Here is a 25,792-nt window from a genome sequence, read left to right as displayed (position 1 = left end):
TATATTTGTAAAATAAAAAGGCGTGATAAGAATATCACGCCTTTTTTATTATCACTTTGATTACTTGTTGAGATTTGCTTCGATCATGTCGAGCTCATCGTAAAGTGCCTGTGGGATATTACCGCCCTTAGCCTTGATGTCCTCGTCATAGTATCTTCTCATCTCAGCGATCTCCTTCTTCCACTCTTCCTTATCTACTGTGAGGAGCTTCTGGAGAGCAGATGCAGGAACTTCGTCCTCGATGCCCTTGAGGTTGATATCCTCAGCCTTTGGAAGGTATCCGATAGGAGTCTCAACAGCGTCAACTTCGCCCTCAACTCTCTTGATGATCCAGTCGAGAACTCTCATGTTGTCGCCGAAGCCCGGCCAGAGGAAGTTGCCCTCTTCGTCAGTTCTGAACCAGTTAACGTTGAAGATCTTAGGAGCCTTGCTGCCGAGTCTTGCGCCCATTTCGAGCCAGTGTGCCCAGTAGTCACCAACATTGTAGCCGATGAATGGCTTCATAGCCATAGGATCGTGACGGAGTACGCCTACAGCACCTGTAGCAGCAGCTGTTGTCTCAGAAGATACAGCTGATCCGAGGTATGTACCGTGTGTCCAGTCGAATGACTGATATACGAGAGGAGCAGTTGTAGCTCTTCTGCCGCCGAAGATGATAGCAGAGATCGGAACGCCCTCAGGATTGTTGAACTCAGGAGAAATGCATGGGCAGTTCTTAGCAGGAGCTGTAAATCTTGAGTTTGGATGAGCAAGCTTCTTGCCCTCAGCTACCCAAGCTTCACCGTCGCACTTGATACCTGTCCACTCAGTTGCATCCTTAGGCGGATTTTCGGTGAGCTTCTCCCACCAAACTGTGTTGTCGCTGTTGTCGAGAGCAACGTTTGTGAAGATAGCACCGTTCTTTGTACAAGCAAGAGCATTGTAGTTAGACTTAGCGTTTGTACCCGGAGCAACGCCGAAGAAGCCGTTCTCAGGGTTGATAGCGTAGAGTCTGCCGTCCTTGCCCGGCTTCATCCAAGCGATATCGTCGCCGACTGTGAATACTTCATAGCCGTCCTTCTTGTATCCCTCTGGTGGGATAAGCATAGCCAGGTTTGTCTTACCGCAAGCTGACGGGAATGCAGCTGTGATGTACTTAACATCGCCGTTAGGCTTCTTAACGCCGAGGATAAGCATATGCTCAGCCATCCAAGCCTCGTTCTTACCCTGGAATGAAGCAATACGGAGTGCGAAGCACTTCTTGCCGAGGAGAACGTTTCCGCCGTATGCAGAGTTGATAGACCAGATAGTGTTCTCTTCTGGGAACTGAACGATATATCTCTTCTCAGGATCAACGTCAGCCTTTGAGTGGAGACCTCTTACGAAATCGTCAGAAGTATCGCCGAGGTTCTCAAATGCCTGCTTACCCATTCTTGTCATTATGTTCATGTTGAGAACAACATAGATAGAATCAGTAACCTCAACACCTACCTTAGCAAGAGGTGAACCGATAGGTCCCATTGAATAAGGGATAACATACATTGTTCTGCCCTTCATAACTCCGTTGTACATAGGTGTAAGGAGCGCCTTCATCTCATCAGGAGCCATCCAGTTATTTGTAGGACCTGCACCCTTCTTTTCCTTTGAGCAGATGAATGTTCTGTCCTCTACACGAGCAACGTCGTTAGCGCGTGTTCTGTGGTAGAGACAATTTGGGTACTTCTCAGGATTGAGCTTGTACATTTTGTCCCAGCTGTCATCAGGAAGTGAAGTGACCTCTTCGATGAGAGCATCGATCTGCTCCTGTGAGCCGTCGATCCAAACTACCTTATCAGGCTGGCAGAGAGCAACCATCTCGTCAACCCACTTTAATACATTGGGATTTTTTGTCAGTGACATTGTATATTACCTCCTAAAGTTTATCATAAATAAGCGGTTCGCATACCGCTAAAACAGAACGATTGGCAAAAACCAAACGTTCCTCTAATACTATTATATCTGTTTTTTGTCAATGTGTCAATAGACATAAGCCACATTTTGACGGTATTTTTTCAGAATAGCAATATTACCTAAAGTTATTGCATTTTTTGCTCTGAGAGCCGAAATCGGCGGCAAACCGTTGCTGTGATATATAAAAAAAGGAACTTTGTTATATTTTTGTCAGTTTTTACAGGCAGCTGATACGCTTTCTCCGTCTCATATCCGCTCTGCAACAGCAATTTTTGCACACTTTTCCGATTTTTCGCAAAAAAATGCAAAATCTTTTTCATAGTCATTGATTTAATTATAAATGTGTGATATAATAAAGAGTGCTATATGTATAGAACTGTCGGTCTTATCCTCTTAGTCAAAAAAATGACGGCTGACAGCTTAAAAAGGAGCTTGCCATGAAACTTCTCGCTATAGACGGAAACAGTATCCTTAACCGTGCATTTTACGGTATAAAGCTGCTTTCAAACAAAAAAGGTGAATTCACCAACGCCATATTCGGCTTTATGAATATATATATGCGCAACATAAGCGATGTAAGACCTGATGCGGTGGCTGTTGCTTTTGATCTGCGCACTCCCACATTCCGACACAAGGCTGTATCCTACTACAAGGCTAACCGCAAGGGTATGCCCCCCGAGCTTGCTGAGCAGCTGCCGAGAGTAAAAGAGCTTCTCGGGCTTATGGGCGTAAAGGTAGTGGAATGTGAGGGTTATGAGGCTGATGACGTACTGGGTACACTGTCAAAGCTCTGCTCCGACAGTGGGAATGAATGCTATGTACTCACAGGCGACCGCGACAGCTTGCAGCTCATAGATGACAAGGTCACTGTCATACTCGCTACAAATAAGGAGAATATTTACTATACTCCCGAAAAGTTCAACGAGGATTACGGCTTCGAGCCTATAAAGCTCATTGACCTGAAAGCACTTATGGGCGACAGCTCCGACAATATCCCCGGAGTTGCAGGCATAGGCGAAAAGACAGCCTCCTCACTTATAAAGGAATACGGCTGCATTGAGACTCTCTACGAAAAATATGAGGACTCATCTCTGACAAAGGGCGTAAAGGCAAAGCTTGCCGCAGGAGCTGACTCCGCAAAGGAGAGCAAATGGCTGGCAACTATAGTCCGCGACGCTCCCATAGATACAGACCTTGAAAGCTACAAAATCGGCGAGACCGACACAGCGGCTGTGAGCCGTATGCTTTCAGACCTTGAGATGTTCAAGCTCCTTGACAAGCTGGGCATAAGTGCTACTGAGGGCACTAACTCCGCTCCCGAAGTCAAGGCAGAGGAAGCACCTGTCATCAATGCGCAGGTAAGCGAGCTCACCGAGGATATCATTGCCAAGCTCACCGAATGTGAGTACCTTTTCCGCGATGATAAGCTATCTGTACGCAGCGGAGACAATGTATATACTGCCGAGGACGAAAAGCTTATTTCCGCTTTCTTCGCTTCGGAATGTGATAAATCTACCGATGATGCAAAAGCACACTACCGCTGGGCTATGGCTCACGGCGGCGAGCTGAAAAATATAAAGAACGATGCAGCTATCTGCGGATATCTGCTGAATACATCTGCTTCAGATTACGCTGTTGACAAGCTCTGCGCCGAGTACGGCGTTCACTACTACAGCGAAAACGGCGACCTTGCCGAGCTTCTCTCGCTGAACGGACTTGTAAAGAAGCTCCGCGCCGAGATAGATAAGGAGGGCATGACAGAGCTTCTCGAAAAGGTAGAGCTGCCCCTTACGGAAGTCCTTGCTTCTATGGAGGACTGCGGCATACTCATCGACCAGCAGGGCGTTAAAGAATTCGGAGTATATCTGTCGGAAATGATAGAAGAGACTCAGCAGATGGTATATGACGAGGCAGGTCACGAGTTCAACATCTCCTCACCGAAGCAGCTGGGAACAGTTCTTTTCGAGGAAATGGGACTGCCTGCAAAGAAAAAGACAAAGAGCGGATACTCCACAAATGCAGAAGTGCTTGAAGAGCTGCGCAATTATGCTCCTATCGTTGACAATGTGCTGAAATACCGTCAGTACACAAAGCTCAACTCCACTTATGTAGCAGGACTTCTTGACAAAGTCGCTCCTGACGGACGTATCCACACATGGTTCAGACAGACCGAGACACGTACAGGACGTATAAGCTCAACAGAGCCTAATATGCAGAATATCCCTGTCCGTACCGAGCTTGGCGCGAAAATGAGAAAATTCTTCACAGCCGCTGAGGGCAGGACACTCATTGATGCCGACTACAGCCAGATCGAGCTGAGAGTAATGGCGCATCTCTGCGGCGATGAAAATATGACCGAAGCATTTACTTCGGGAGAGGATATACACACCTCCACTGCGGCGCAGGTTTTCGATATGCCGCTGTTCATGGTGACTCCCGAGATGAGAAGTGCCGCAAAGGCAGTAAACTTCGGTATCATCTACGGTATCGGAGCTTTCTCCCTTGCAAAGGATATCGGCACTTCTGTTGCAAAGGCAAAGAAATATATCAATGATTACCTTGCGAAGTACCCTAAGGTAAACCAGTTCATGGAAACTACCGTTGACGATGCCTTCAAGAACGGCTATGTAACGACTATGTTCGGCAGAAAACGACGTATCCCCGAGCTTTCATCGTCAAATAAGATGCTGCAGGCAGCAGGCAAGCGCATAGCTATGAACACTCCCGTGCAGGGAACTGCCGCCGACCTTATCAAAATAGCAATGATAAACGTATACAACCGCCTGAAAGCTGAAAAGCTTGACGCGAAGCTCATATTGCAGGTACACGATGAACTTATCATCGAGTCCGATATATCATGCGCGGATAAATGTGCAGAGCTTCTCAAAGAGGAAATGCAGGGCGTTTACGATATGAGAGTACCGCTTGCAGTCGACGTTCATCAGGGACATTCATGGTATGATGCCAAGAGCTGAGCCCTTAGCCTTTAGCCATTAGCCTGTAGGGGCTGCCTTTGGCAGTCCGCAGATCACGATGCAAATATAGCAAACTCGCTGTAGGGGCGCCCTTTGGGCGTCCGCAGGTTCCTATGAAATTAAGACGGGCCGCCAAAGGCAGCCCCTACAATTGGTCATTTGTAATTTTTCAGATATTGCCGAACGAATGTTATTCGTCCGCAATAAAGAATATACATAAAAAGGTGAGAACCGATGAATAATTCTCAATTCTCAATTCTCAATTTTCAATTAAATTACGATGAGCTTTCCGCTCTTGACAAGCTGTGTGTAGGTTCGGAGGGCTGGTCTGCCGAGGACTTCCGTTCGGAAGCTGCCAAGTCGGGCGGCATTGTACTTGCCGCATATGACGGCGACTGCATTGCAGGTCTTATAGCAGGCTTCACTGCCGCAGATACGGGCGAGATACTCACAGTGGCTACTGCTCCGGAATACCGCCGCATGGGCGTTGCACGTATGCTGATGGAAACTTTTTTAGCTATGATCCCCGAAGATGTTGAGAATATAGCCCTTGAGGTGAGATGCTCAAATATCGCCGCGATCTCTTTGTACGAAAGCTTCGGCTTTGTAAAGGCAGGCGTAAGAAAAAGGTTTTACCACGATCCCGTTGAGGACGCGGACGTTATGGTGCTAAACAGAGCTTAGAACTAAGAGCTAAGCAGGGGACGGCGTCCTCGACGTTCCGTATATGGTTCCATACGTCTTGCAAAAAAGACAATATTACAGCGATCGGGAGCCCGAGGGCGGGCTCCACTACAGAACGTCATTTAGAGTTTTACGATCATTGACGGACTATAATGACGCAATGCAGGGAACGCTGCCTCGGCGTTCCGCAAAAAGCACATATTTAACGGCAAATGCCGTATTAATAAATGAAAGAAGATATAGTATGCTTATACTTGGAATTGAAAGCTCCTGCGACGAGACCGCCGCAAGCGTAGTCAGGGACTGCCGCGAGATACTCTCCTCTGTCATATCCACACAGATAGAGGAGCACAAGAAGTACGGCGGAGTAGTCCCCGAGATAGCCTCACGACGGCACTGCGAGAATATCCTCGGAGTGGTCCGAAAGTCTCTTGATGATGCAAATGTCAGTCTTGACGACCTTGACGGTATCGCAGTTACATATGCCCCCGGACTTATAGGCGCACTCCTTGTGGGAGTTAGCTTTGCAAAGGCTCTGGCTATGTCCTGCGGAAAGCCGCTTATCCCCGTGCATCACATTGCAGGTCATATCGCTACGAATTATCTTACATTCCCCGACCTTGAACCACCTTATCTCTGCCTTGTGGCAAGCGGCGGACACAGCCACATCATTGAAGTCCTCAGCTATACCAAATTCCGCGTAGTCGGCAGGACTCACGATGATGCAGCAGGAGAATGTTTCGATAAGTGCGCAAGAGCTATGGGATTTCCTTATCCGGGCGGAGTACACATAGACAACGCCGCAAAAAACGGCGACTCTGCTTCATTCAAACTCCCTCACCCTGCTGTTGCTGGAAGTGAGTTTGATTTCAGCTTTTCGGGACTAAAGACAAACGTCATCAATCTGCTCCACAACGCTGAGCAGAAAGGTACGGAAATAAATCGTGATGACCTTGCCGCAAGTCTGCAAAAGACTATTTCCGAAATACTCACAGACAAGACTATCCATGCGGCAGAAGCCCTTGGATATAAAAAAGTGGCTCTTGCCGGCGGTGTTTCCGCAAATACGGGAGTACGTGCAGCACTGTCGGAAGCCTGTGCAGAACGTGGCTTTGAGTTCTATATGCCCGAGAAAAAGCTCTGCGGCGATAACGGTGCGATGATAGCCTGTCAGGGCAGCTACAACCTGCTTGCAGGAATAACCGCAGACGAAAGCCTCAATGCCATAGCTACTCTTTCCATGGAGGATATATAAAACATGGAAAAGAAGAAAAAAGCTACCAACTGTGAGACCTGTACAAACTATGTCTACGATGATGACTATGACTGCTACGTTTGTATGATAAATCTCGATGAGGACGAGATGTATCGCTTCTTACAGGGCACTAATTACTCATGTCCCTACTACCGTCTCGATGATGAGTACGGCGTAGTAAGACATCAGAACTAATATATAATATGACTGCCTGCTGTGCCGTCAGGATACAGCTCGGCGATCTCAGCGGTATGACCGATGCAGAGCTTTCCAAGTACTGTGATAATATCACATTCGGGAGCATCCCCCTGCTCTACAGCCTGCTTCGCAGCACCGATAAGTTTTTCAGTATCCCTTTCTTTCAGCAGTTCTCCACCATTGCCACAATATACGACCAGACATGACGGCGATACTTTCCAATCGTTCAGTATATGAACGAGTCTTTCCCTGCTCTCTGAACCGTCTGTTATTATAAGCTCGGTATATCCCGTAAAAACAGGCTTTCCTGTCTTAAATGCGGCAGCTTTCAAAGCGTCACGCATATCCCCGCCTGACGCTTCGACAGCTGTATCATCGTCAAAGAAAGCGAGCACAAGATCCCGTCCGTTTTCTCCTGATACAGCAGCTGCTCTGAGATAGCTCTTCTCGTGTATCTTCCCCGATGCACAACCTGTTAAAAAAACGAATAATAACGCTGGCAAAAGCAAAATAGGTTTCTTCATTTTCTCTCCTTATTCATAGATTGTTTAAATTATCAATCTAAAATATCAACACTGTCTCTGCTGAAATATGATACTATTATAATGAGAAATTGTAGGAGGTGAGCCAATGAAACTCACTGACACCTCAGGTAATACCATAATAAGTGTTGTCGATCAATTTGACTATTCTACACAAAATCAGACCTATAACGATAATTTTAAAAAATGGCGAAAAGATAAAGATAATCCATATGCCTTCAATTTTGAACTTGACCGCAGGGAAAGTGTTTTTGTTGAAGGAAAAGGATTTGAAAACAGATCCGCTTCCAAAGCAGAGCGCGACTGCATAGGCAGAGTAATGAACATCATCGGCATTGCTATGCTGATGTGGATACTTATAGATAATATCATCAGTAAACTCGTCATATCGGTTATTGATCTTCTCGGCTTTGACCTGCACACTTCCTTTTTCAGTTCAGGACTTTACGGCGGAAGCGTACAGGTAATAACTGCTCTTATCGTCATATCCTTTGTCAAAGTATTTGTCCCTGCAATGTATATCCATAAAAAGCTCAGGATGCCGCCGCGGCTCGAATATATGAGCACACTTAACCACGCATCTGATATGCTGGGTACTATCTGTATGACAATGGCAGTAAGTACGGTAAGCTGTCTGCCAAATATTTACACCAACCGAACGATGCTGGTATTCAACTATTTCCGCTCAATAAACGCTGATGTAAATGTGTGGAACCAGAACCAGTTCATAGTGTATATCATCTTTGATATCGTTATCATATCCGTGATATACGAACTTTTCTTCCGCGGAGCTGTTTTCAACGCTCTGAGGCAATTCGGAGATATATTCGCTATCGTTATAACATCAGCTATGTCGGGACTTCTTGTACAGGATTTCCGCGAGCTTCCTGCCGCTATTCTCATCTCAGCAATAGCATCTGTAGGTATGCTCCGAAGCGGAACTATCATAACAGCCATTTTCGTGCAGATATGCTTCAAGATGTACAGGCTCGCACTTGTACTGCTGGAGGACAGCTCTCCTGATAAGATATTCCTCAAGCGCAATACCTTCATGCTCGTTGTATTCGTTATAGGAGCAGCAGGCATCATGCTGATATATCTTTTCAAGCGCAAAAAGCATGAGCATCATATCGCTGAATTCACGTCAAAATATTCCGTCACTCAGCGTCTTGCCATAGCCTGCAAGAGCTTCCCCCTGCCTGCTATCATATGCCTTTGTCTGCTGGCGGCTCTTATAAAAATGTTCTTTTAGGTGGATCTAATGGAAAAATATATGCAGCGAGCACTTGAACTCGCTCAAATGGCTTTTGATGAGGGCGAAGTCCCCGTAGGAGCTGTGGTAGTCAAAAAGACTACGGGAGAAATAGTCGGCGAGGGCAGAAATATGCGTGAGACCGCAAAGAACGCCCTTGCTCATGCGGAGATCATCGCTATCGACGCTGCCTGCAAAAAGCTTGGCGGCTGGCGGCTCCCCGACTGTGCTATCTACGTTACTCTCGAACCCTGTCCCATGTGCTGCGGAGCTATCATCAACTCAAGGATAGATAATGTTTACTTCGGTGCATACGATGTTAAAAGCGGCTCTGCCGTATCTGTACAGAAAATGTTTGAGCTTCCGTACAATTACCGCCCCGAAGTCACAGGGGGCATAATGGAAAAGGAATGTGCCGATATCCTTTCGGATTTCTTCCGACATCTCAGAATTAAAAAAAAACGCAATTGATACGCGCCTGTCCGCTGCTTTATGCAGCGGATTTTTTCGCGCCAAGAGGCGCGAAGATCAGCGCGGCAGCTGCCGCGCAGGCGCGTACGGGAAGAAGCTCCCGTCCCGATATCATCAGTGCAGCACCTATGATAAACACGATGACCATGCTGCTCCTCCACCGCACAAACCGCGGAAAAATCTGCTTGATGAGATATGCACCTGTCATTACCTGCAATGCCGCAGAAAAGACTGCAAACACCGCAAATATCACAAGAAACAGCGCGTCTATGCGCTGTGCGTCAAAAGGCTGCGAGAGCTGTGCCGCAGTTATAACAGGAAAAGGCGTTACGGACATTATTCCGCCTGACACCGCAAGCACAGTCAGTATCAATACAGCCGATACTATCGCTTTTGCAGCAAAATACCACACAAAAGCCTTTGAACGCTCCCCTTTTACAGCTCCCGAAAGTACCACAAGACTTCCGAGGCTTCCGCTGAGAGCTGCTCCTCTTGCTATTTCGTAAAATAAGCCTCTCTTTTCGGGAACAGTTATATTTCCCCATTCGGCATTTAATACCGCACTTATAAAATCTATCCCCAGACAGAGTATTCCTGCCGCTGCTGCGATCACCGCGGCTCTCGCAACAGGCTTTATCCCCGTTGACGAGCTGTAAAGACACACAAGCGCGATAAGTCCTGCTGTTAAAAGCCGTCCACTGACTCCGCTGCCACTTTCGGACGGTATATATACAGCACCGCTTGTCCGCCAGAGTGCAGAAAACAGTGTGCCGCCGAAAAATACCGTATATGCCAGATAAAAAACAGCAGCACATTTTTTCAGTTCCGTCCCCTTTGCCGCAAGGACCAGTGCAGCAAGCAGCTGCAAGGCTATGCCTGCAAGAACTCCGTATAATGTTTGAAGAGACATATTGCCGCTGAAGCAGAAGAGCTCGAACATATCCGCTATGAGCAGAAGTGCAGCCAGCTGGCTTTTTGAGATGCTATTCATGGTATTCCTCCACAGTAAAGCCGCGGCTTTGCATTTTCTTCATACCCATACGCACAGCTGTGTCACCCATGCCTTTTCTTTTGAACGGTGACAGCGGAGCTGTATACGGGAAGCCGTAATCCTCAGTTGCACATATATTCACAAGCACCGCACAGGCAAGGAGACTTATGCCGAAAAGTCCCAGTATTCCGCCGACTATCACAAAGATGAACCTCAGCACCGTCACCTGCGGATTAAACTCGGGCACTACAAGTCCGCCAAGCACAGAAAGTGCAGTCATGGTAAGCAGAGGAGTGCTGACAAGTCCCGAATTAACTGCCGCATCACCGATGATAAGTCCGCTTATTATGCTGACTGCTCCGCCCACGGGCTTAGGCAGCCTTACTCCTGCCTCTCTTATTATCTCATACATGAGCAGAACGAAAAGTGTCTCTGTCAAAATGGACAGCGGTGCTTTTTTCTCGGCTTCAACAAGGAGCATGAACAGCGTACTGTTCAGTAATTCGGGGTGATACATCACTATCGCCACATAAAAGGACGGCAGCAGTACTGCCGCAAGAAACGCCGCATATTTCAGCCAACGGATAAATACCGCGTAGTACGGCTTATAGGCGTAATCATCAAGTGTCTGAAAGCTCTCGCAGAACAGCCGCGGTATAACTATTGCATAGGGGACTCCGTCCACAAGCAGGGCTACCCTGCCCTCGATAAGCTTTGAACACAGCACATCGGGACGTTCGGTAGTACCTGTGGAGTCGAATATCTCGAAGCTGCCGTTTTCAACAAAAGGGCGCAGATATCCCGTTGTCAGTATGGCTTCGAGCTCAACATCATCAAGTGAGCGGCGGACCTTTTCCATGAGCGATTTCGGCACACGGTCTTTCATATAGCAGAAGCAAAGGTCGGTGCGGCTCTTTTCACCTTTGGTGAACAGCTCCATGACCAGCTCGGGACTTTTCAGTCTACGCCGTATCTGCGACATATTTGTGCGGATAGTCTCCGTGAAGCCCTCATGGGCTCCCATGATATTCCCCTCGCCTGATGGCTCCTGCACTCCGCGTGAATTATAGCCCTGCACTCCGAAAGCAAGTCCGAAGTCAACACCCTCGGCGATAAGCACCGCAAATCCCGAATTAACAAGCTTAAAAAGGGTATCATAGTCTTTGACCTGCGGTCTGTCCGTGGACAGCAGAAGCTGCTCGTTTATATAGTGGAACAGTCCGTGGGAGTCCTTTTGCTGCGGTATATCGGTTATTGGCTCGAATATGAGCTCGGTTATGACCGATGTGGACACCATGCCCTCACAGCAGAGCAGTGCGCAGTGTATGCCGCCTGTAACGAAACGATTTATGAGCAAGTCCGACGAGCCGCCCGAAATACGGCGTATCTCCTTGATGCTGTCGTCAAGTGACGGAAGCAGTCCTCCTTTTTCCATACATCTCACCTCAGCGGTATTATGTGCAAGGCTTACACGAATATGCACATTTAGCCGTTAGCCTTTTGTAGGGAACGCTGCCCAACAGGCACCGCGCCCTTTGTCGTATTGCGACATCTCCCCACACTGTGTGGAGTTACCCTCGGCGTTCCGCAAAGCGGCTGCGCCGCTTGTAGGGGCGGATAGTATCCGCCCCGAAATATCGAACGACTAAATGTGGCGATGTACACGCACCTACAACAAAACCGCCTGCACTGTGAATATCCACAAATGCAGGCGATATCTTTTATTTACTTTTATATTTGGAATAAATCTTCCGATAAACAAGGTACAGCAAAGGTATACCTGCAACCGAACCGATAACGATCACTATCCCTGCTGCCTCTGAGTTCAGAGCTCCCAGAACAGCAGCCAGCCAGAAAATTGCAGAAAAACAAAGCCACATGATACCGTTTGCTCTGTTGTAGGCTGGGATATCCGAGATCTCACTTTCTTTGACCTCTTTCCCCGACCAGAACCACATTGGCTTTTTACGTTTCCATGCGTATATTCCAAAACAGATGAAAAATATGCCTATGGGTATCGTAAGCATGAGCCAGACCACTCTGTCCATTATAAAACGCTCCTTTCTACGCTAAAAAATTCTTTTCCAGCCAAAGTGCAACTCCGTCCTCGTCATTTGAAGCCGTTACTTCATCGGCAATGTCAAGCACTTCCTGCACTGCATTGGCAACTGCAACTCCAGTACCGCACATTTTCAGCATATCAATATCGTTCTTGTCGTCACCGAAAGAAACTGTTTCAGCAAGCGATATGCCGCATTTCTCGGCAAGAGCATTGATAGCCGCTGTCTTTCCTGCTCCGCTTGGCAGAAATCCGTACCAGTTCTCGCCGCGGTAGCATTGCAGCTTGCAGCCGAACTTATCTGCGATATCCCGTGCAATACTCTCATCGGGCAGCTCCGCGACTATCTTGTTCCCACTGCACCGCAAAGGTCTGTCGTACTCGAAATACACAGCCTTGTGAAGCTTTTTCGACTCCGCGATATGCTTGCTGTTCCAGTAGACCGTCTTTCCGTTGGCAACAGTTATCTCAGCTGTCGGAACAATTTTCAGAATCTCCTCTACGATACCATTAGTCACATCTGCCGTAAGTTCGCAGCTGTAAATACATCTCTCACCCGAGTGTATCAGAGTACCGTCTGTAGTGATCTCATAGTCAGGCTTCAGAAGCTCTGTATACCGCTCCGCGCCTATCCAGTATCTTGCTGTTGCTATAGCAAAAAAGACTCCTTTTTCTCTGCACTTCCGCAAAACTTCAAGTGTTCTGTGTGAAATAGTTCCGTCTGTTTTCAGTAATGTGTGGTCAAGGTCGGTAAGTATAAGCTTTTTCATAAAGTTCACCTGTTAAAAAGTAGGGGGCGATGCCCACATCGCCCCATGTCGTTTATCATTTCTTGATCTTCATGGATATATCAAAGCACTTGACTGAATGAGTAAGCGCACCAAGTGAGATTATATCCACGCCTGTCTCAGCGACTGAGCGGATATTCTCGGCAGTAACATTGCCCGAAGCTTCAAGGAGAGCGCGTCCGTCTGCAATTGCAACAGCTTCTTTCATCTCGTTGCAGCTCATATTGTCCAGCATGATTATCTCGACTTTTGTTTCAAGAGCCTCGCGGAGCTCGTCAAGTGTACGGACTTCCACCTCTATCTTGACAGTATGGCCTATCTTCTCGCGGAGCGCGTTAACAGCCGCTGTAATACCGCCGTAAGCGTCGATGTGGTTGTCCTTGAGCATAGCTGCATCGGAGAGATTGAAGCGGTGGTTCTTTCCGCCGCCAACAGTTACTGCGTACTTCTGAAGCGCACGAAGTCCCGGGAGAGTCTTTCTTGTATCGGTAACAGCAGCCTTTGTGCCCTTTACCAGCTCCACGCACTTATTTGTGGCAGTAGCGATACCCGACATATGCTGTAAGAGGTTGAGAGCTGTTCTCTCACCTTTCAGCAGAGTAAGTGTACTTCCCTCCAACTCTGCAATGATATCGCCCTTCTGTACCTTTGTGCCGTCATTGAGAAGTATCTTGAAATCAACATCTCCGCCTGCAAGGTCGAAAACTCTCTTAGCCACCTCGATACCACAGACAACTCCCGAATCCTTTGCAACGTAGTAAGCGGAGCTTCTGTGCTCAGGCGGTATAAGGTTATCCGCAGCAGCGTCGATGTAGTTTATGTCCTCCATAAGTGCAGTTGTGATTATATTGTCAACATAGCATTGTAAAAGCTTCATATGTAAAGTCCTTTCGTTTTTTCTAAAAATGAAAAAAGTTGAGAGTTGAGAGTGTAGAGTTGAGAGTTTATGTGTTCGCTTTGCTCACATTATTTAAATTATGTCGCCGCAGGCGACTCCATAACTTTCAACTCTCAATTCTTAACTCTCAACTAAATCATGATCCATCAAAGCAAAATTATGATTTGTATTTAGAGTCTATACACAGGAACTCTTCTAAAGTAAGTCCCGAATCGTAGACCTCTTTTGCAAGCTGCTTGCCGAGGTAGCGAACGTGCCATGACTCGTACATATAGCCTGTTATATTCTCCTTGCCCTCGGGATAGCGGATAATAAATCCGTACTTATAACAATTTGCTGCTATCCATTTAGCCTGAGGAGTACCGTTGAATGATGAGCTTGCATTGTTTATATCCATAGCCAGACCTGTCTGGTGCTCGGAATGTCCTGCTCTTGCGGAATAAGTGTCCGCAGCAGCCTTGCCGTCACGGGCAACATAACCGTTATACAGCTGATTCTGATACGAATATGAGCGATAGCCCGAACAGATACTTAAACTATATCCTGCCTTTTTCGCATCGGCAGCCATTGCATCGAAAGCAGACTGTGCTTCGGGAAGTATCTTCCCCGGATCGTATGTTGACGGCAGAGAATAGGTCTTGTTTGCGATAAGTATGCCGTTTACATAGGTAATTCCGTTCTTTACCTCTATCTCACGGCGTGTAAAGGTCTCTTTCGTGCCGTCTGCCCATGTTACAGTAAAGTGCATGGAATCGGTATGAACTATAGTTCCCTCGGTATTATTATCGGTACTACCTATGTGGAAAACGATGTTATTTCCGTCGGGAGCATACTCAAAACGGTTTATATTTCCGCTCTTGTCAGTGACCTTTCCGCTGAGTCCGCTTATCTCGAAGTTCCTGCCTGCACTGGTCACCCACTTGCCGCTGAGCATCTCACTTGCATTTACTGCATTATAGCTGAAAAATCTGAATGTCTCCGCTGTACCGTCGTCCCATTTGAGTACAAAGGCGTTGTCGTTCTGCCATGTGATAAATGCGTTATCCTCTTTGCCCGATCTGCTCATTTTTATCGCAAGGATATCCTCTTCCGAGCCGATAGTGAAATCCTCGCTGCTGCCGTTTGGATATATCACCGTACCTGTGCCCTCACCAAAGCTGAAATATCGCTTTGAGCCTGCACGGTCGGCTATCCATGTGCCTTTCGGCAGCAAGGTCTTATTTGAGAGAATGATATCCTGAAGTGCTGAGAGATCGAGCGAATCCACAGTACAGTCGCCGTTGATATCAGCAGCTATCCGCTGTGTATCGTTAAGACCGTACCGTCCGAGGAGGTGATTTTTAAGTATCACCATATCGCTTACAGAAGTCCTGTCGTCACGGTTAAGATCCCCGCGAATAAGAGCTGTCGCAGCTTCAGTATGAAAAGCCGCAGAATTTGATGCCATTACAGCAGCCGAAACAACAGCTGCTTCAAAAACTCTCAGTTTTTTCATAATATCACCCCCATTGATATTGCTATATTTATTTTTTTACTGCATTACCTCACCAAGTATGATATAAGCAACAGTAACGATAGACTTCGCAAGCACGTAATCAGCATCTACGAAATAGCCGCCGTTCACAAGATCCTCGCGTATCTCCTTTACACGCTTGAAGCCCTCTGCTGCTGCCTTTTTATCAGGAATGACAAAATAGCAGTTCTGGAGTATCTTTCTTGTCTCTGTACGCACTCCCTTGGGTATGCGCGGACTTCCCTGATGCGGATCAAACTCTGCCTCTTCAAAGTCCCTTGGTGCGTTCGCAGCTCTTGATGCTATGCTGTTTGCAGCATGGCGTGAGAATACAAGTGCTTCAAGCAGTGAATTGCTTGCAAGTCTGTTGCTTCCGTGAACTCCTGTATGCGAACACTCGCCGCAGGCATAGAGATTGGGTAGGCTTGTTTCGGAATTGTTGTCAACATCAATACCGCCCATGAGGTAGTGCTGACACGGGAATATGGGAACAGGCTCTTTTGTAAGGTCATAGCCCTGCTCCAGAAGGTTTTTATATATCATCGGAAATCTGTTCTTGAGGAACTCGCTGTCCTTATAGCTTATATCAAGATAGAAATCCGTTGAATTCTGTTTGCGCGATTCAAGTATGATGGCGTGAGATACAACATCTCTCGGAGCAAGCTCCAGACGCTCGTCATAGTTATGCATGAAACGCTCTTTTTTGCAGTTCAGCAGGTATGCTCCCTCACCGCGTACAGCCTCGGAAATGAGGAAACATTCGCGTGTAGCGCGGTTGTTGAAAGCTGTCGGGTGGAACTGCACATAGCTGAGGTTCTTTATCTTAGCACCCATTTCGTATGCAAAGGTGATGCCGTCACCTGTTGCGATAGCAGAATTGGTCGTAAACTGGTAAACTCTGCCGATACCTCCTGTTGCAAGTATCATAAAGTGGCAGTTGCAGGTCTCATATGAATCATCAGGCAGCCTGAGAAATGCGGAATAGCCTGTTTTCGTCTGCTTCACACCGCACATAATTGTGTTTTCCATTATGGTCACATTGCTGAGCTTCTGAACATTTTCAAGGAGTGTGGAAGTTATCTCCTTACCTGTAGCATCGGCATGGTGGAATATCCTGTGGTGGCTGTGACCGCCCTCAAGAGTACGGTGGTAAGTACCGTCGGGATTTTTGTCGAACTCAACGCCAAGCTCGATGATACGCTCGATATCCTGTGCAGCTTCGCTTACAAGGGTATGAACAGCGTCCACGTTGTTCTTGAAGCTTCCTGCGATAAGAGTATCATTCTGATGATACTGGATATTATCCGAAGGAGAATTATATACACCTGCGATACCGCCCTGAGCAAGTGAGGAATTGCACAGCGGAAGATCACGCTTGCAGAGTATGAGTATATTCATCTCCTTGGGCAGATTGATAGCCGCATAGAGTCCTGCTGCTCCGCAGCCTGCTATAATAACATCATAATTTTTAGACATGATACAAGACCATCCTTTACCAGAAAATCTTTACACCATTATTATAACATATAAAGGTCAATAAATCAATATTCACAGGCAGAGAATTACCTTATGTTTTGTATTCAGCAAATAATGATCATTGAACAAAAAACAGCAGTTTTTAACCGATCGCCTCACTGTTAATATAATCGTATAATACCTGCAAATCCAGACAGAAAACAACGCTCAGTAAAAAAGTTTTGCCCCTGAGAGTTGCAAAACACTCAGGGGCATTGTGTCAATCATACCATGAATAATCAGAAGTTAGTTTGACCGAATACTGCATATGTGACAGGCTCGAAATACAGGGCTTTATAAGATCATGTATTTTTTGCATACATTTCTCTTCGTCTTTCGCTGTAAACCATAAGATCAAATTATCTTCCAGATCGCACATACAGTCGCTGCATTCAAGCTCAAGTTCGGGGATATTTTTCATTAAAAAGTCCTCTATATCTTCTGTTATTCCAAGTTCATTCTCAATATCCAATACGCCGCAGCCATAATCATAAAATTGTACTTTTATCATTTTGTCTCCCTACGCAAATTGCAATTTGCATTATTATTGCACAGCACTTCTGCTTTGGCAGCAGAAAAGCCATAGTACGTCCGACAAAATATCGGAAATACTATGGCTTAAAACTTCTGTATCTGTGCCGTACTAACGTGAGCTTTTCATTATTCGACTGAGATTATGTAGTAGTATACGGGCTGACCGCCGTTTACGAGCATTACCTCTATCTTGTCGCTGAGCTTGGACTGTATGAACTTCTGAAGCTCCTCTGCGTTCTCCTCGGGCACATCTGCGCCGTGGATAAGGGTAACGTAGCTTACATCGCCCTTTGCAAGCTTCTTTACAAGCTTGTATGTAGCCTTGTTTATATCACGCTCTGTGAATGAGAGCTTGCCGTTGTCAAGTGCCAGTATCTCGCCTTCCTTGATCTGATGTCCCTCAAACTCGGAGTCTCTTGCCGCAAATGTGATAAGACCTGTTGAGACTTTCTCGAACGCCTTTGTCATATCTATGCGGTTCTCGTTGAGAGAACGGCTCTCGTCAAATGCCAGCATAGCAGCGATACCCTGAGGTATGGTCCTTGTCTGGAGTACGCATACCTTTCTGTCTGTGAGCTTTACAGCCTGCTCTGCTGCCATGATGATATTCTTGTTATTAGGAAGCACGAATACTGTATTTGCAGGTGTTTTCAGTATTGCGCGGAGTATATCGTCTGTGGACGGGTTCATTGTCTGTCCGCCCTTTACGACTACATCTGCACCGAGATCCATGAACATAGCTTCAAGACCGTGACCTGCTGCAACTGCAACGAAGCCGAATTCCTTTTCGGGCTCGGCAGGAGTAAGTCCCTCCTGTGCTGCCTGAGCGTCCTTGACCTTGTTTTCGTGCTGGATACGCATATTCTCTATCTTTGGACGAGGATCGTTGATAAAATAGCCGAATTCAAGTCCCTTCTGGAGAGCATTGCCCGGATTATCGGTGTGAACGTGTACCTTTATTATCTTTTCATCGTCAACGACTACCACGCAGTCGCCGATAGTTTCAAGATATGCACGGAGTTTCGATACATCGGGACAGTTATCGTTCTTTTCCAGCATGAACTCAGTACAGTAAGTATATGTTATATCGTCATCATACTCGCTTACAGCTGTTCTGAAAGAGTCATTGGAGCTGTCCTGTGGAGCTGCCGACTCAGCAGGCTCGGCTATCTTGCCCCCTGCGAATACGTCTGTCATAGCTCTGAAAATAATGCAGAGTCCCTTGCCGCCTGCGTCCACAACGCCTGCTTTTTTGAGCTGTGGCAGCATATCCGTAGTCTTTTCCAGCATAGCCTCAGCTTCCTTGCAGACCTCCTGCCAGAAAGTGACTTCGTCATTAGTCTCGGCTGCTATCTCTCTTGCCTTTGCAGCTGCTGCCTTTACGACAGTGAGGATAGTACCCTCAACAGGCTTCATTACAGCCTTGTATGCTGCATCTACACCGAATTGCAGAGCGTCTGCGAAATTCTCGCAGCCTGCCTCTGTGCAGCCTGAAAGCCCCTTTGAAAAGCCTCTGAATATAAGTGAAAGTATAACGCCCGAGTTTCCTCTTGCGCCTCTCAGAAATGCCGAAGCCGCTGTGGAAGCTACCTCAGATACGGGAGCCTTTGAGTCAAGTCTCTTGAGTTCGGCAACGGAATTGCCTATTGTCATGGACATATTTGTACCTGTATCGCCGTCTGGAACAGGATAAACATTAAGCTCATCGACTTCGCGCTTTCTGTTATTGATAGTTATCGCAGCGGAGATAACAGCGTCTCTGAGTAAAGAACCGTGTATCACAGTAAAGTCCTCCAATTCTGTATGCAGTAGTAACTGCTCGCTTATGCGTTCATGTCATCAACGAATACGTTGACCTTGTGTACATCTATACCTGCAGCTTCTTCAACTGCGAAGCTGACTTTATGAGTGATGCTCTTTACAGCGGCATTGATATTGGTGCCGTAGGTCACTTTGATATGGAGATCTATGATAAGTCCGCCGTCCTTGTCGGTGCGGAGCAGTATACCCTTGTTCTTTCTGAACGCCTTGCCTGCTGTAAGTGCAGATACTGCCGAACGGAACGTAGTCACGCTGCATACGCCTGCAACACCAAAACAGTCAACGACTGCGTGTTTTACGATCTCAATGAGATAGTTTTCAGAAATAGTGATCTTTCCGATATGATTTTCAAAGCCTACCATGGATCATCACTCCTTTTGTTAAAATGCAAATAAAGTCTGATATTAACCGATATCTAATCAATTATATCACACTTTTTTGCTTTTTACAATACCTATAAAAAATTATATTTGGAAAAATACTTATCATATTAAAAAAATATAATATTTGTATTGATTATAGGCGGGTTTTGTGGTATTATAATAAAGATGTAATGCGAATTTACGGCGGTCATCACTATTGACCGTCGGGCTGACAGCTAAAAAGGGAGGTCTACTATGGGGTTTCATTTCAGAAAAAGCTTCAAGATATTCAGCTTTTTGAAGTTCAACAAAAACAAGAAGGGCGGCAGCATATCCGTTGACGGTCCGAAAATAGCAGGCAAAAAGGTAAAAGTTACCGTAAACAATAAGAAAAAGGCTACCGTAAGCCTACAGGGAACGGGTATCTCATACGATACCGACCTCGGCGGCAAAAAGAAAACAGGCAAGAAGTAATGGGAGAAATATGAAGAAACTACTCTTTATCGGCGATGTTGTGGGAAAAGCAGGCTGTGAGTTCCTTTCGGCAAAGCTGAGCAGCATAAAACATGAAAACAATATCGACATAACTGTCGTAAACGGCGAAAACTCCGCGCAGGGCAACGGTATAACCCGTTCATCTGCGGAAATGATAATAAGAGCAGGTGCGGATATCATAACTACGGGAAATCACGCTTTCCGCCGCAAGGAAGCCCTTGAACTCTTTGACGAGGAATATATGGTGCGACCTGCAAATTATCCCGAGGGCGGCTGCGTTGGAAGCGGATACCGCATACTCGACATGGGAGCGTACTCTGTAGCCGTTATCAATATGATGGGTACTGCCCTTATGGATCCGCTGGATAATCCGTTCACCAAGATAGACGAGATACTTAGTAAAATAGATACCCCGAACATCTTTGTGGACTTCCATGCTGAGGCTACTTCCGAGAAAAAGGCTATGGGTCATTATCTTACCGAAAGGGTAAGCGGCGTTTTCGGCACTCATACCCACGTACAGACCGCCGATGAGTGTATATTGGGCGGTCATACCGCATATATTACCGATGTGGGCATGACAGGTCCCGAGCACTCCTGTCTCGGTGTGGATTTCGCCTCAGTTATCAATATGTTCCGCTTTCGTATGCCTGTGCGCTTCATCGAGGCGGACGCTCCGTGCTTTCTTTGTGGAACAATAACCGAATTTGATGAAAAAAGTGGCAAATCGCACAAAACAGAAAGAATAATTATAAGATAGTCTACAAAGTTTGCAATAAGTACTTGCTTTTTTACCATTTATAGGGTATAATACAATTGTACAATAGAATAGCCTTAAGGCATATAAGACATAGTTATCGTACAAATATTTTTAACAGGAGGGTTATTTTGTAATGGAAATTCTGAAAGTATCATCACACTCATCACCTAATTCTGTTGCCGGAGCTATTGCCGGTGTTATCAGAGAACAGAAGGCTGTCGAAGTTCAGGCAGTAGGTGCGGGTGCAGCAAATCAGGCGATCAAGGCTATAGCTATAGCAAGGGGATATCTTGCACCAATTGGTATTGATCTCATTTGCATTCCTGCATTTGCTAATATCCAGATCGACGGCGAAGAGAGAACCGCTATCAAGCTTATCTGTGAGCAGAGATAATTGGTTTGGATCATCGGGCGGACTTTATGTCCGCCCTTTCTGTTTGTATTTTTGTCATTTACTATAATTCTTTCTAAGGAGCAGCTTATGCCCACTACTCTTTTCAGCGAAATCGAATACTTAAAGGGCGTCGGAAAGGCTCGCGGCGAAAAGTACCGCAAACTTGGCATAAATTCGCCCTATGAGCTTATATACCACATTCCCCGTGACTACCTCGACTTCCGCACTCATGTGCCTGTTGCTCAGGCTGTCCTCGGAGACTACAATGTGCTGAAACTGACGGTATACAAGAAAATGCCGCCACAGCGCATAAAAGGCGGACTTGTCATATGCAAAGCCGCTGCTACCGACGGACTGAACGATATACTGATAGTTGTATATAACAACGTGTATTATTTTCAGGCTCTCAAAGAGGGCGAGACTTACTATATGTACGGCAAGGTGGCAGGTTCGTTCATGCGCAAGGAGATAAGCTCCCCTGTTTATATCCGCGCCGATGAAAAGGTGCTCATTCAGCCTAAATACCACCTAACTCAGGGGCTGTCCGTAAATATGGTGCGCACCAATATGCGGCAGGCTCTTGAACTCATGCGCAATGAGCCCTTTGAGACACTTTCTGACGATATTTTGCGGAAATACGACCTTTGTCCCCTTATGTGGGCACTTGAAAATATACACTTCCCCGAAAGTGAGCTTGCTGCCGAAACTGCAAGGCGCAGACTCGCCTTTGATGAGCTTCTCAAACTACAGATAGGTATGTCTGTTATGAAGTCCCGAAGCCGCAGAAATACGGCGTTTCAAATGGACAGCAGCGTTGATGTGAGCGCGTTCACGGAAGGACTGCCATTTGAACTCACTGACGACCAGAAAAAGGCTGTTTCAGAGATAGTCGGTGACCTTTGCAGAAATGTCCCCATGAACAGGCTTTTGCAGGGCGATGTGGGAAGCGGCAAGACTGCTGTTGCAGCCGCAGCCTGCTATTTTTCTGCGCAGAACGGTGTGCAGTCCGCGCTTATGGCTCCTACGGAAATACTTGCTTCTCAGCATTTCAATACCCTCAGCAGCTTCCTTGAACCTTTCGGCGTAAAGGTGTGCCTGCTGACAGGTTCAACTACCGCAAAGCAAAAGGCTGCTATACGCGAACAGATAGCAGCAGGTGAAATTGATGTCATTGTCGGTACTCATGCCATAATACAGAAAGATGTGGAGTATAAGTCTCTCGGACTGGTCATTACCGACGAGCAGCACCGCTTCGGTGTGGCTCAGCGAGCTGCTCTCGCCGAAAAAGGCGATGCTCCCCATAAACTTGTAATGTCCGCAACTCCTATCCCCCGTACACTGGCACTTATCATCTACGGAGACCTTGATATATCTGCCATAACTCAGCTCCCTAAAGGCCGAAAGCCCGTAAAGACCTACGCGGTCACGGGAAAACTCCGCAGCCGTGCATTCGGCTTTGTTCGTCAGCGGCTTGACGAGGGCAGGCAGGCTTACGTTGTATGCCCCATGATAGAGGACAGCGAAAGCGAGCTTTTTGCCGTAAAGACCTACGCCGATGAGGCTGCAAAGGGTGACCTCAAAGGCTATTCCACCGCACTTCTTCACGGTAAGATGAGGGCTGCCGAAAAGGACAAGGTAATGGAGAAATTCCGCAGCGGAGAGATACAGGTGCTTATCTGCACTACTGTTGTTGAAGTCGGAGTTGACGTGCCCAATGCGGCAGTCATGGTCATCGAGAACGCCGAGCGTTTCGGACTTTCTCAGCTTCATCAGCTCCGCGGTCGTGTGGGACGAGGCAGCTTCGAGAGCAGCTGTATACTCATAACCGACAATACCACCGAGGACTGCGTAAAGCGCATGAAGATAATGTCCTCGACTACTGACGGATTTAAAATATCGGAAGAGGACCTGAAAATGCGAGGTCCCGGCGACTTCTTCGGCAATGCTCAGCACGGTCTGCCGCCGCTGAAAATAGCGGATATCGCCTGCAATATGGAGCTTATGAACCGCGCTCAGACCTGCGCAAAGGAGCTCCTTGCCGATGATCCGCTCCTGGAAAAGCCGCAGAACAGACCGCTGAAACTCGATGTAATGCGCCTTTTCAGCAAGGATATAATCGGATAAAACAGAAAAGCCATGAACGAAATAACGTTCATGGCTTTTTTTATTTTTTCTTCCATTTAAGCAGCGCGAACGCTGTTACTATCGTAAGAAATCCCGTAAGTGCAAGCGCGACCCATGTATAGTTGAACGGTATATCTCCTGTATTGATACCGTAAAAAGCAAACATGATGTTCGGAATCTGAAGAACTATGGTGACGATAGTAAGTCTCCACATTACAAGGTTCAGATTATTCGAGATTATTGATGAGAAGCCGTCCATCATACTGGACAGGATACCCGTGTATATACTCGACATCTCGATCGCCTGCTTCATCTCGATAAGAACGTCCTCAAGAAGATCCTGATCTTCATCGTAGAGCTTTATTACTCTGCCGCGGAATATCTTCTCGATAGTGGCTTCGTTGGCTTTGAGCGAAGTGGAAAAGTATACCAGTGACTTTTCAAGAGCAAGCAGCTGCATGAGAAGCTCGTTCTTCATAGCGTCGTGGAGCTCCTGCTCGGCAGCAGATGATATCTTATCTATCTGTTTCAGATAGGTAAGGAAGAGTGCTGCGATCCTGAGAAGAAGCTGGAGCACAAATCTTGTCTTGAAATCAGGCCTTAGATTGCGTATGCCGCCTCTTGCGGCTTCGTTGAGTATCTGTGTTTCTCTGATAGAGATAGTGAAAACGTATTCGTCCGTAACGATGATGCCCATTGGAAGAGTGTAGAAGTTCTTGGTCTTGTCATCGTCAATTGCAGATACAGGAGTATCTATGATAACGAGAGTCTGGTCGTCCTCGCGCTCGATACGTGATGACTCCTCCTCATCTATGGCGGACTTTACAAATCCGCTGTCAAGACCGTAATCCTCTATAAGCTCCCTGACCTCCTGGGGAGTCGGGTCTACCACCGATACCCAGCAGCCTGCTTTCGGAGCATCGCACTGTTTCAGGATACCGTTTTCATAGCAGTAAAAGTTTATCATATCATTTCGGCTGTTCCATAGCGGAAAAGCCTTGCTCCTTTCGCCGAGATTAACTTCGGCAAAAGGACGAGAGCATTATTATCGTCTGCCGAAGCATGGAATATTATTCAAATTCCCATAAGGGTCAGAACTCATAATGCACCTCCATAATCAAGATATAACTTTATTATACCAAATTTCAACACCGATTACAAGTATTTTTTTGAAAAAAAGAGCTGCCGGACAATTGTCCGACAGCTCTTTGTGCTTCGATCACTTATTCATCTTTGAAAGCCTTACTGATCATCGTTCTTCTTTCTTGAACGAGCTGCGAAAGCGCAAACTGCTGCAATACCAAGTATTGCTAACGCTGCTCCTGCTCCCTCAACACCTGTCTTAGGTGCATCAGTTGTCTTCTTAGTTGTTGTGCTCTTAGCCTTAGTAGTTGTTTTTGCTGTTGTCTTACCTGTTACAGCAGCAGTTGTAGTTGTTGTTGTTGTCTCTTCTGCTGTTGTGGTAGTAACATCTGTTGTAGTAGTCTCAGATGTTGTAGTTGTGGAAGTGGTCGATGTAGTAGTTGTTGTTGTGGAAGTTGAAGTTACTGAGAACTCGATACCTCCCTGTGTAACACTGGTCGTATTTGATACTTCCTGACCCATTACATCGCTCGGATTTGTTGTAGTAGTTGTTGTTGCCGTAGTAGTTGTAGTCGTTGTTGTAGTTGTAGTAACTATCTTCTCATCGATCATTACAACTGTATCTGAATCTGTCTCAACTCCGTCAACAGATACAAGCTTACCGTCAGTAACTGTGAACTTCATATCTGTTGCTACTTCGTAGCCTGTAGGAGCAGCTACTTCGTGAAGTACGTACTGACCGTCCTCAAGAGTTACCTTTGTGGCTGTCTGTCCTGAGATCCAAACGAGTGAATCGCCGTGAGACTTTTCAACCTTAGCACCCTGTCCGGCTGTAATAACGCCTTCATCGAATTCTACCTTATGACCGTCCTTGTCAACACCTGTAAGTGTAAGCTCAGCACCTTCGACTTCTTCACCAAGGATATCCTGCTTGTCGATCTTTACAACAGCTGTTGTTATAACTGTTGTAGTTGTCGATGCAGTAGTTGTTGATGTTGTTGTCGTAGTTGTCTTGCTTGTTGTAGATGTTGTAGTTGTAGTCGTGGTAGTAGTTGTTGTGGTGGTAGTCGTTGTTGTAGTTGTTGTGGTCGTTGTTGTTGAGGTCGTAGTAGTTGTTGTTACTATTCTCTCATCGATCATTTCAACTGT

At 46.5% G+C, this 25,792-nt stretch carries 24 protein-coding genes; 10 read left to right on the top strand and 14 right to left on the bottom strand.

Annotation, left to right across the window (positions count from 1 at the left end; translation table 11 throughout):
- Positions 1 to 60 precede the first annotated feature (60 nt).
- Complete coding sequence (locus tag BLW60_RS03335; RefSeq protein ID WP_207645905.1) at positions 61 to 1,878, bottom strand: phosphoenolpyruvate carboxykinase (GTP); 1,818 nt, start codon at positions 1,876 to 1,878, stop codon at positions 61 to 63.
- A gap of 488 nt (positions 1,879 to 2,366) precedes the next feature.
- Between BLW60_RS03335 and polA the strand changes: the two genes are divergently transcribed.
- The 4 genes from polA to BLW60_RS03315 all read left to right on the top strand — a co-directional run bounded on the left by polA (position 2,367) and on the right by BLW60_RS03315 (position 7,038).
- A complete protein-coding gene (gene polA, locus BLW60_RS03330; protein ID WP_074714483.1) occupies positions 2,367 to 4,904 on the top strand; it encodes a DNA polymerase I in 2,538 nt (845 codons plus the stop codon).
- Between the two features lie 234 nt (positions 4,905 to 5,138).
- Positions 5,139 to 5,588, top strand: a complete 450-nt coding sequence (gene rimI, locus BLW60_RS03325; protein WP_074714482.1) for a ribosomal protein S18-alanine N-acetyltransferase — start codon at positions 5,139 to 5,141, stop codon at positions 5,586 to 5,588.
- 244 nt (positions 5,589 to 5,832) lie between these two features.
- Positions 5,833 to 6,843, top strand: a complete 1,011-nt coding sequence (gene tsaD, locus BLW60_RS03320; RefSeq protein WP_074714481.1) for a tRNA (adenosine(37)-N6)-threonylcarbamoyltransferase complex transferase subunit TsaD — start codon at positions 5,833 to 5,835, stop codon at positions 6,841 to 6,843.
- Positions 6,844 to 6,846: 3 nt separating this feature from the next.
- Positions 6,847 to 7,038, top strand: coding sequence for a DUF6472 family protein (locus tag BLW60_RS03315; RefSeq protein ID WP_074714480.1), 192 nt, complete (start codon positions 6,847 to 6,849; stop codon positions 7,036 to 7,038).
- Here the strand turns inward: BLW60_RS03315 and BLW60_RS03310 are convergent.
- Positions 7,035 to 7,565, bottom strand: a complete 531-nt coding sequence (locus BLW60_RS03310) for a Ger(x)C family spore germination protein (RefSeq protein WP_074714479.1) — start codon at positions 7,563 to 7,565, stop codon at positions 7,035 to 7,037. The two genes, BLW60_RS03315 and BLW60_RS03310, sit on opposite strands and share 4 nt — an antisense overlap.
- 106 nt (positions 7,566 to 7,671) lie before the next feature.
- Between BLW60_RS03310 and BLW60_RS03305 the strand changes: the two genes are divergently transcribed.
- Both BLW60_RS03305 and BLW60_RS03300 read left to right on the top strand, forming a co-directional pair.
- A complete protein-coding gene (locus BLW60_RS03305) occupies positions 7,672 to 8,835 on the top strand; it encodes a CPBP family intramembrane glutamic endopeptidase (RefSeq protein WP_074714478.1) in 1,164 nt (387 codons plus the stop codon).
- A gap of 9 nt (positions 8,836 to 8,844) precedes the next feature.
- Positions 8,845 to 9,306, top strand: a complete 462-nt coding sequence (locus tag BLW60_RS03300) for a nucleoside deaminase (RefSeq protein WP_074714477.1) — start codon at positions 8,845 to 8,847, stop codon at positions 9,304 to 9,306.
- Between the two features lie 19 nt (positions 9,307 to 9,325).
- Here BLW60_RS03300 and BLW60_RS03295 read toward each other — a convergent pair whose 3' ends face one another.
- The 10 genes from BLW60_RS03295 to BLW60_RS03250 form a co-directional block, all read right to left on the bottom strand.
- Positions 9,326 to 10,297, bottom strand: a complete 972-nt coding sequence (locus BLW60_RS03295) for a hypothetical protein (RefSeq protein WP_074714476.1) — start codon at positions 10,295 to 10,297, stop codon at positions 9,326 to 9,328.
- The gene (locus BLW60_RS03290; RefSeq protein ID WP_074714475.1) at positions 10,290 to 11,732 is read right to left on the bottom strand and encodes a spore germination protein; all 1,443 of its coding nucleotides are present in this window, start codon (positions 11,730 to 11,732) and stop codon (positions 10,290 to 10,292) included. The genes BLW60_RS03295 and BLW60_RS03290 overlap by 8 nt, the downstream gene beginning before the upstream one ends.
- A gap of 286 nt (positions 11,733 to 12,018) precedes the next feature.
- Positions 12,019 to 12,345: a DUF3784 domain-containing protein gene (locus BLW60_RS03285; protein ID WP_074714474.1), complete on the bottom strand. Its 327-nt coding sequence runs from the start codon at positions 12,343 to 12,345 to the stop codon at positions 12,019 to 12,021.
- Positions 12,346 to 12,361: 16 nt separating this feature from the next.
- A complete protein-coding gene (locus BLW60_RS03280; RefSeq protein WP_081348105.1) occupies positions 12,362 to 13,126 on the bottom strand; it encodes an HAD family hydrolase in 765 nt (254 codons plus the stop codon).
- A 55-nt stretch (positions 13,127 to 13,181) separates the two neighbouring features.
- Positions 13,182 to 14,021, bottom strand: coding sequence for a carboxylating nicotinate-nucleotide diphosphorylase (gene nadC / locus BLW60_RS03275; RefSeq protein WP_074714472.1), 840 nt, complete (start codon positions 14,019 to 14,021; stop codon positions 13,182 to 13,184).
- 178 nt (positions 14,022 to 14,199) lie between these two features.
- Positions 14,200 to 15,537 carry a D-alanyl-D-alanine carboxypeptidase family protein gene (locus tag BLW60_RS16675; RefSeq protein ID WP_074714471.1) on the bottom strand — a complete coding sequence of 446 codons (1,338 nt, stop codon included), beginning with the start codon at positions 15,535 to 15,537 and terminating at the stop codon, positions 14,200 to 14,202.
- Positions 15,538 to 15,573: 36 nt separating this feature from the next.
- Complete coding sequence (locus tag BLW60_RS03265) at positions 15,574 to 17,031, bottom strand: L-aspartate oxidase (protein ID WP_074714470.1); 1,458 nt, start codon at positions 17,029 to 17,031, stop codon at positions 15,574 to 15,576.
- Positions 17,032 to 17,290: 259 nt separating this feature from the next.
- Complete coding sequence (locus BLW60_RS03260; protein ID WP_074714469.1) at positions 17,291 to 17,581, bottom strand: hypothetical protein; 291 nt, start codon at positions 17,579 to 17,581, stop codon at positions 17,291 to 17,293.
- Between the two features lie 149 nt (positions 17,582 to 17,730).
- Positions 17,731 to 19,386 carry a DAK2 domain-containing protein gene (locus BLW60_RS03255; RefSeq protein WP_074714468.1) on the bottom strand — a complete coding sequence of 552 codons (1,656 nt, stop codon included), beginning with the start codon at positions 19,384 to 19,386 and terminating at the stop codon, positions 17,731 to 17,733.
- Between the two features lie 41 nt (positions 19,387 to 19,427).
- Complete coding sequence (locus tag BLW60_RS03250; RefSeq protein ID WP_074714467.1) at positions 19,428 to 19,787, bottom strand: Asp23/Gls24 family envelope stress response protein; 360 nt, start codon at positions 19,785 to 19,787, stop codon at positions 19,428 to 19,430.
- A 255-nt stretch (positions 19,788 to 20,042) separates the two neighbouring features.
- On the opposite strand from BLW60_RS03250, the gene BLW60_RS03245 reads away from it, so the two are divergent.
- From BLW60_RS03245 to recG, 4 genes are all read left to right on the top strand, one after another.
- Positions 20,043 to 20,261, top strand: coding sequence for a DUF4236 domain-containing protein (locus BLW60_RS03245; RefSeq protein WP_074714466.1), 219 nt, complete (start codon positions 20,043 to 20,045; stop codon positions 20,259 to 20,261).
- Between the two features lie 10 nt (positions 20,262 to 20,271).
- Positions 20,272 to 21,042 carry a TIGR00282 family metallophosphoesterase gene (locus BLW60_RS03240; RefSeq protein WP_074714465.1) on the top strand — a complete coding sequence of 257 codons (771 nt, stop codon included), beginning with the start codon at positions 20,272 to 20,274 and terminating at the stop codon, positions 21,040 to 21,042.
- A gap of 133 nt (positions 21,043 to 21,175) precedes the next feature.
- Entirely contained in the window at positions 21,176 to 21,436 is a 261-nt protein-coding gene (locus BLW60_RS03235; protein WP_009984312.1) for a stage V sporulation protein S, read from the top strand.
- 87 nt (positions 21,437 to 21,523) lie between these two features.
- Positions 21,524 to 23,560, top strand: coding sequence for an ATP-dependent DNA helicase RecG (gene recG, locus BLW60_RS03230; RefSeq protein WP_074714464.1), 2,037 nt, complete (start codon positions 21,524 to 21,526; stop codon positions 23,558 to 23,560).
- Positions 23,561 to 23,600: 40 nt separating this feature from the next.
- Here recG and BLW60_RS03225 read toward each other — a convergent pair whose 3' ends face one another.
- Both BLW60_RS03225 and BLW60_RS16670 read right to left on the bottom strand, forming a co-directional pair.
- Positions 23,601 to 24,527 (bottom strand): magnesium transporter CorA family protein, encoded by a 927-nt coding sequence (locus BLW60_RS03225; protein WP_074714463.1) that lies wholly within the window; start codon positions 24,525 to 24,527, stop codon positions 23,601 to 23,603.
- A 275-nt stretch (positions 24,528 to 24,802) separates the two neighbouring features.
- Positions 24,803 to 25,792 (bottom strand): SpaA isopeptide-forming pilin-related protein (locus BLW60_RS16670; RefSeq protein WP_207645904.1); only part of this gene is annotated, 990 nt, incomplete at its 5' end.

Origin of the sequence: Ruminococcus flavefaciens (genome assembly GCF_900108555.1) — a bacterium.
Classification (GTDB): domain Bacteria; phylum Bacillota; class Clostridia; order Oscillospirales; family Ruminococcaceae; genus Ruminococcus; species Ruminococcus flavefaciens_P.
This window is presented reverse-complemented; position numbering and strand designations above follow the sequence as displayed.

Coding starts and splice junctions, on each gene's coding strand:
- BLW60_RS03305 (WP_074714478.1), top strand. CDS start 7,672: ATGAAACTCACTGACACCTCAGGTAATACCATAATAAGTGTTGTCGAT.
- BLW60_RS03265 (WP_074714470.1), bottom strand. CDS start 17,031: ATGTCTAAAAATTATGATGTTATTATAGCAGGCTGCGGAGCAGCAGGA.
- recG (WP_074714464.1), top strand. CDS start 21,524: ATGCCCACTACTCTTTTCAGCGAAATCGAATACTTAAAGGGCGTCGGA.
- BLW60_RS16675 (WP_074714471.1), bottom strand. CDS start 15,537: ATGAAAAAACTGAGAGTTTTTGAAGCAGCTGTTGTTTCGGCTGCTGTA.
- BLW60_RS03240 (WP_074714465.1), top strand. CDS start 20,272: ATGAAGAAACTACTCTTTATCGGCGATGTTGTGGGAAAAGCAGGCTGT.
- rimI (WP_074714482.1), top strand. CDS start 5,139: ATGAATAATTCTCAATTCTCAATTCTCAATTTTCAATTAAATTACGAT.
- BLW60_RS03295 (WP_074714476.1), bottom strand. CDS start 10,297: ATGAATAGCATCTCAAAAAGCCAGCTGGCTGCACTTCTGCTCATAGCG.
- BLW60_RS03310 (WP_074714479.1), bottom strand. CDS start 7,565: ATGAAGAAACCTATTTTGCTTTTGCCAGCGTTATTATTCGTTTTTTTA.
- BLW60_RS03260 (WP_074714469.1), bottom strand. CDS start 17,581: ATGATAAAAGTACAATTTTATGATTATGGCTGCGGCGTATTGGATATT.
- BLW60_RS03280 (WP_081348105.1), bottom strand. CDS start 13,126: ATGAAAAAGCTTATACTTACCGACCTTGACCACACATTACTGAAAACA.
- BLW60_RS03225 (WP_074714463.1), bottom strand. CDS start 24,527: ATGATAAACTTTTACTGCTATGAAAACGGTATCCTGAAACAGTGCGAT.
- BLW60_RS03315 (WP_074714480.1), top strand. CDS start 6,847: ATGGAAAAGAAGAAAAAAGCTACCAACTGTGAGACCTGTACAAACTAT.
- nadC (WP_074714472.1), bottom strand. CDS start 14,021: ATGAAGCTTTTACAATGCTATGTTGACAATATAATCACAACTGCACTT.
- BLW60_RS03235 (WP_009984312.1), top strand. CDS start 21,176: ATGGAAATTCTGAAAGTATCATCACACTCATCACCTAATTCTGTTGCC.
- polA (WP_074714483.1), top strand. CDS start 2,367: ATGAAACTTCTCGCTATAGACGGAAACAGTATCCTTAACCGTGCATTT.
- BLW60_RS03250 (WP_074714467.1), bottom strand. CDS start 19,787: ATGGTAGGCTTTGAAAATCATATCGGAAAGATCACTATTTCTGAAAAC.
- BLW60_RS03300 (WP_074714477.1), top strand. CDS start 8,845: ATGGAAAAATATATGCAGCGAGCACTTGAACTCGCTCAAATGGCTTTT.
- tsaD (WP_074714481.1), top strand. CDS start 5,833: ATGCTTATACTTGGAATTGAAAGCTCCTGCGACGAGACCGCCGCAAGC.
- BLW60_RS03290 (WP_074714475.1), bottom strand. CDS start 11,732: ATGGAAAAAGGAGGACTGCTTCCGTCACTTGACGACAGCATCAAGGAG.
- BLW60_RS03285 (WP_074714474.1), bottom strand. CDS start 12,345: ATGGACAGAGTGGTCTGGCTCATGCTTACGATACCCATAGGCATATTT.
- BLW60_RS03245 (WP_074714466.1), top strand. CDS start 20,043: ATGGGGTTTCATTTCAGAAAAAGCTTCAAGATATTCAGCTTTTTGAAG.
- BLW60_RS03335 (WP_207645905.1), bottom strand. CDS start 1,878: ATGTCACTGACAAAAAATCCCAATGTATTAAAGTGGGTTGACGAGATG.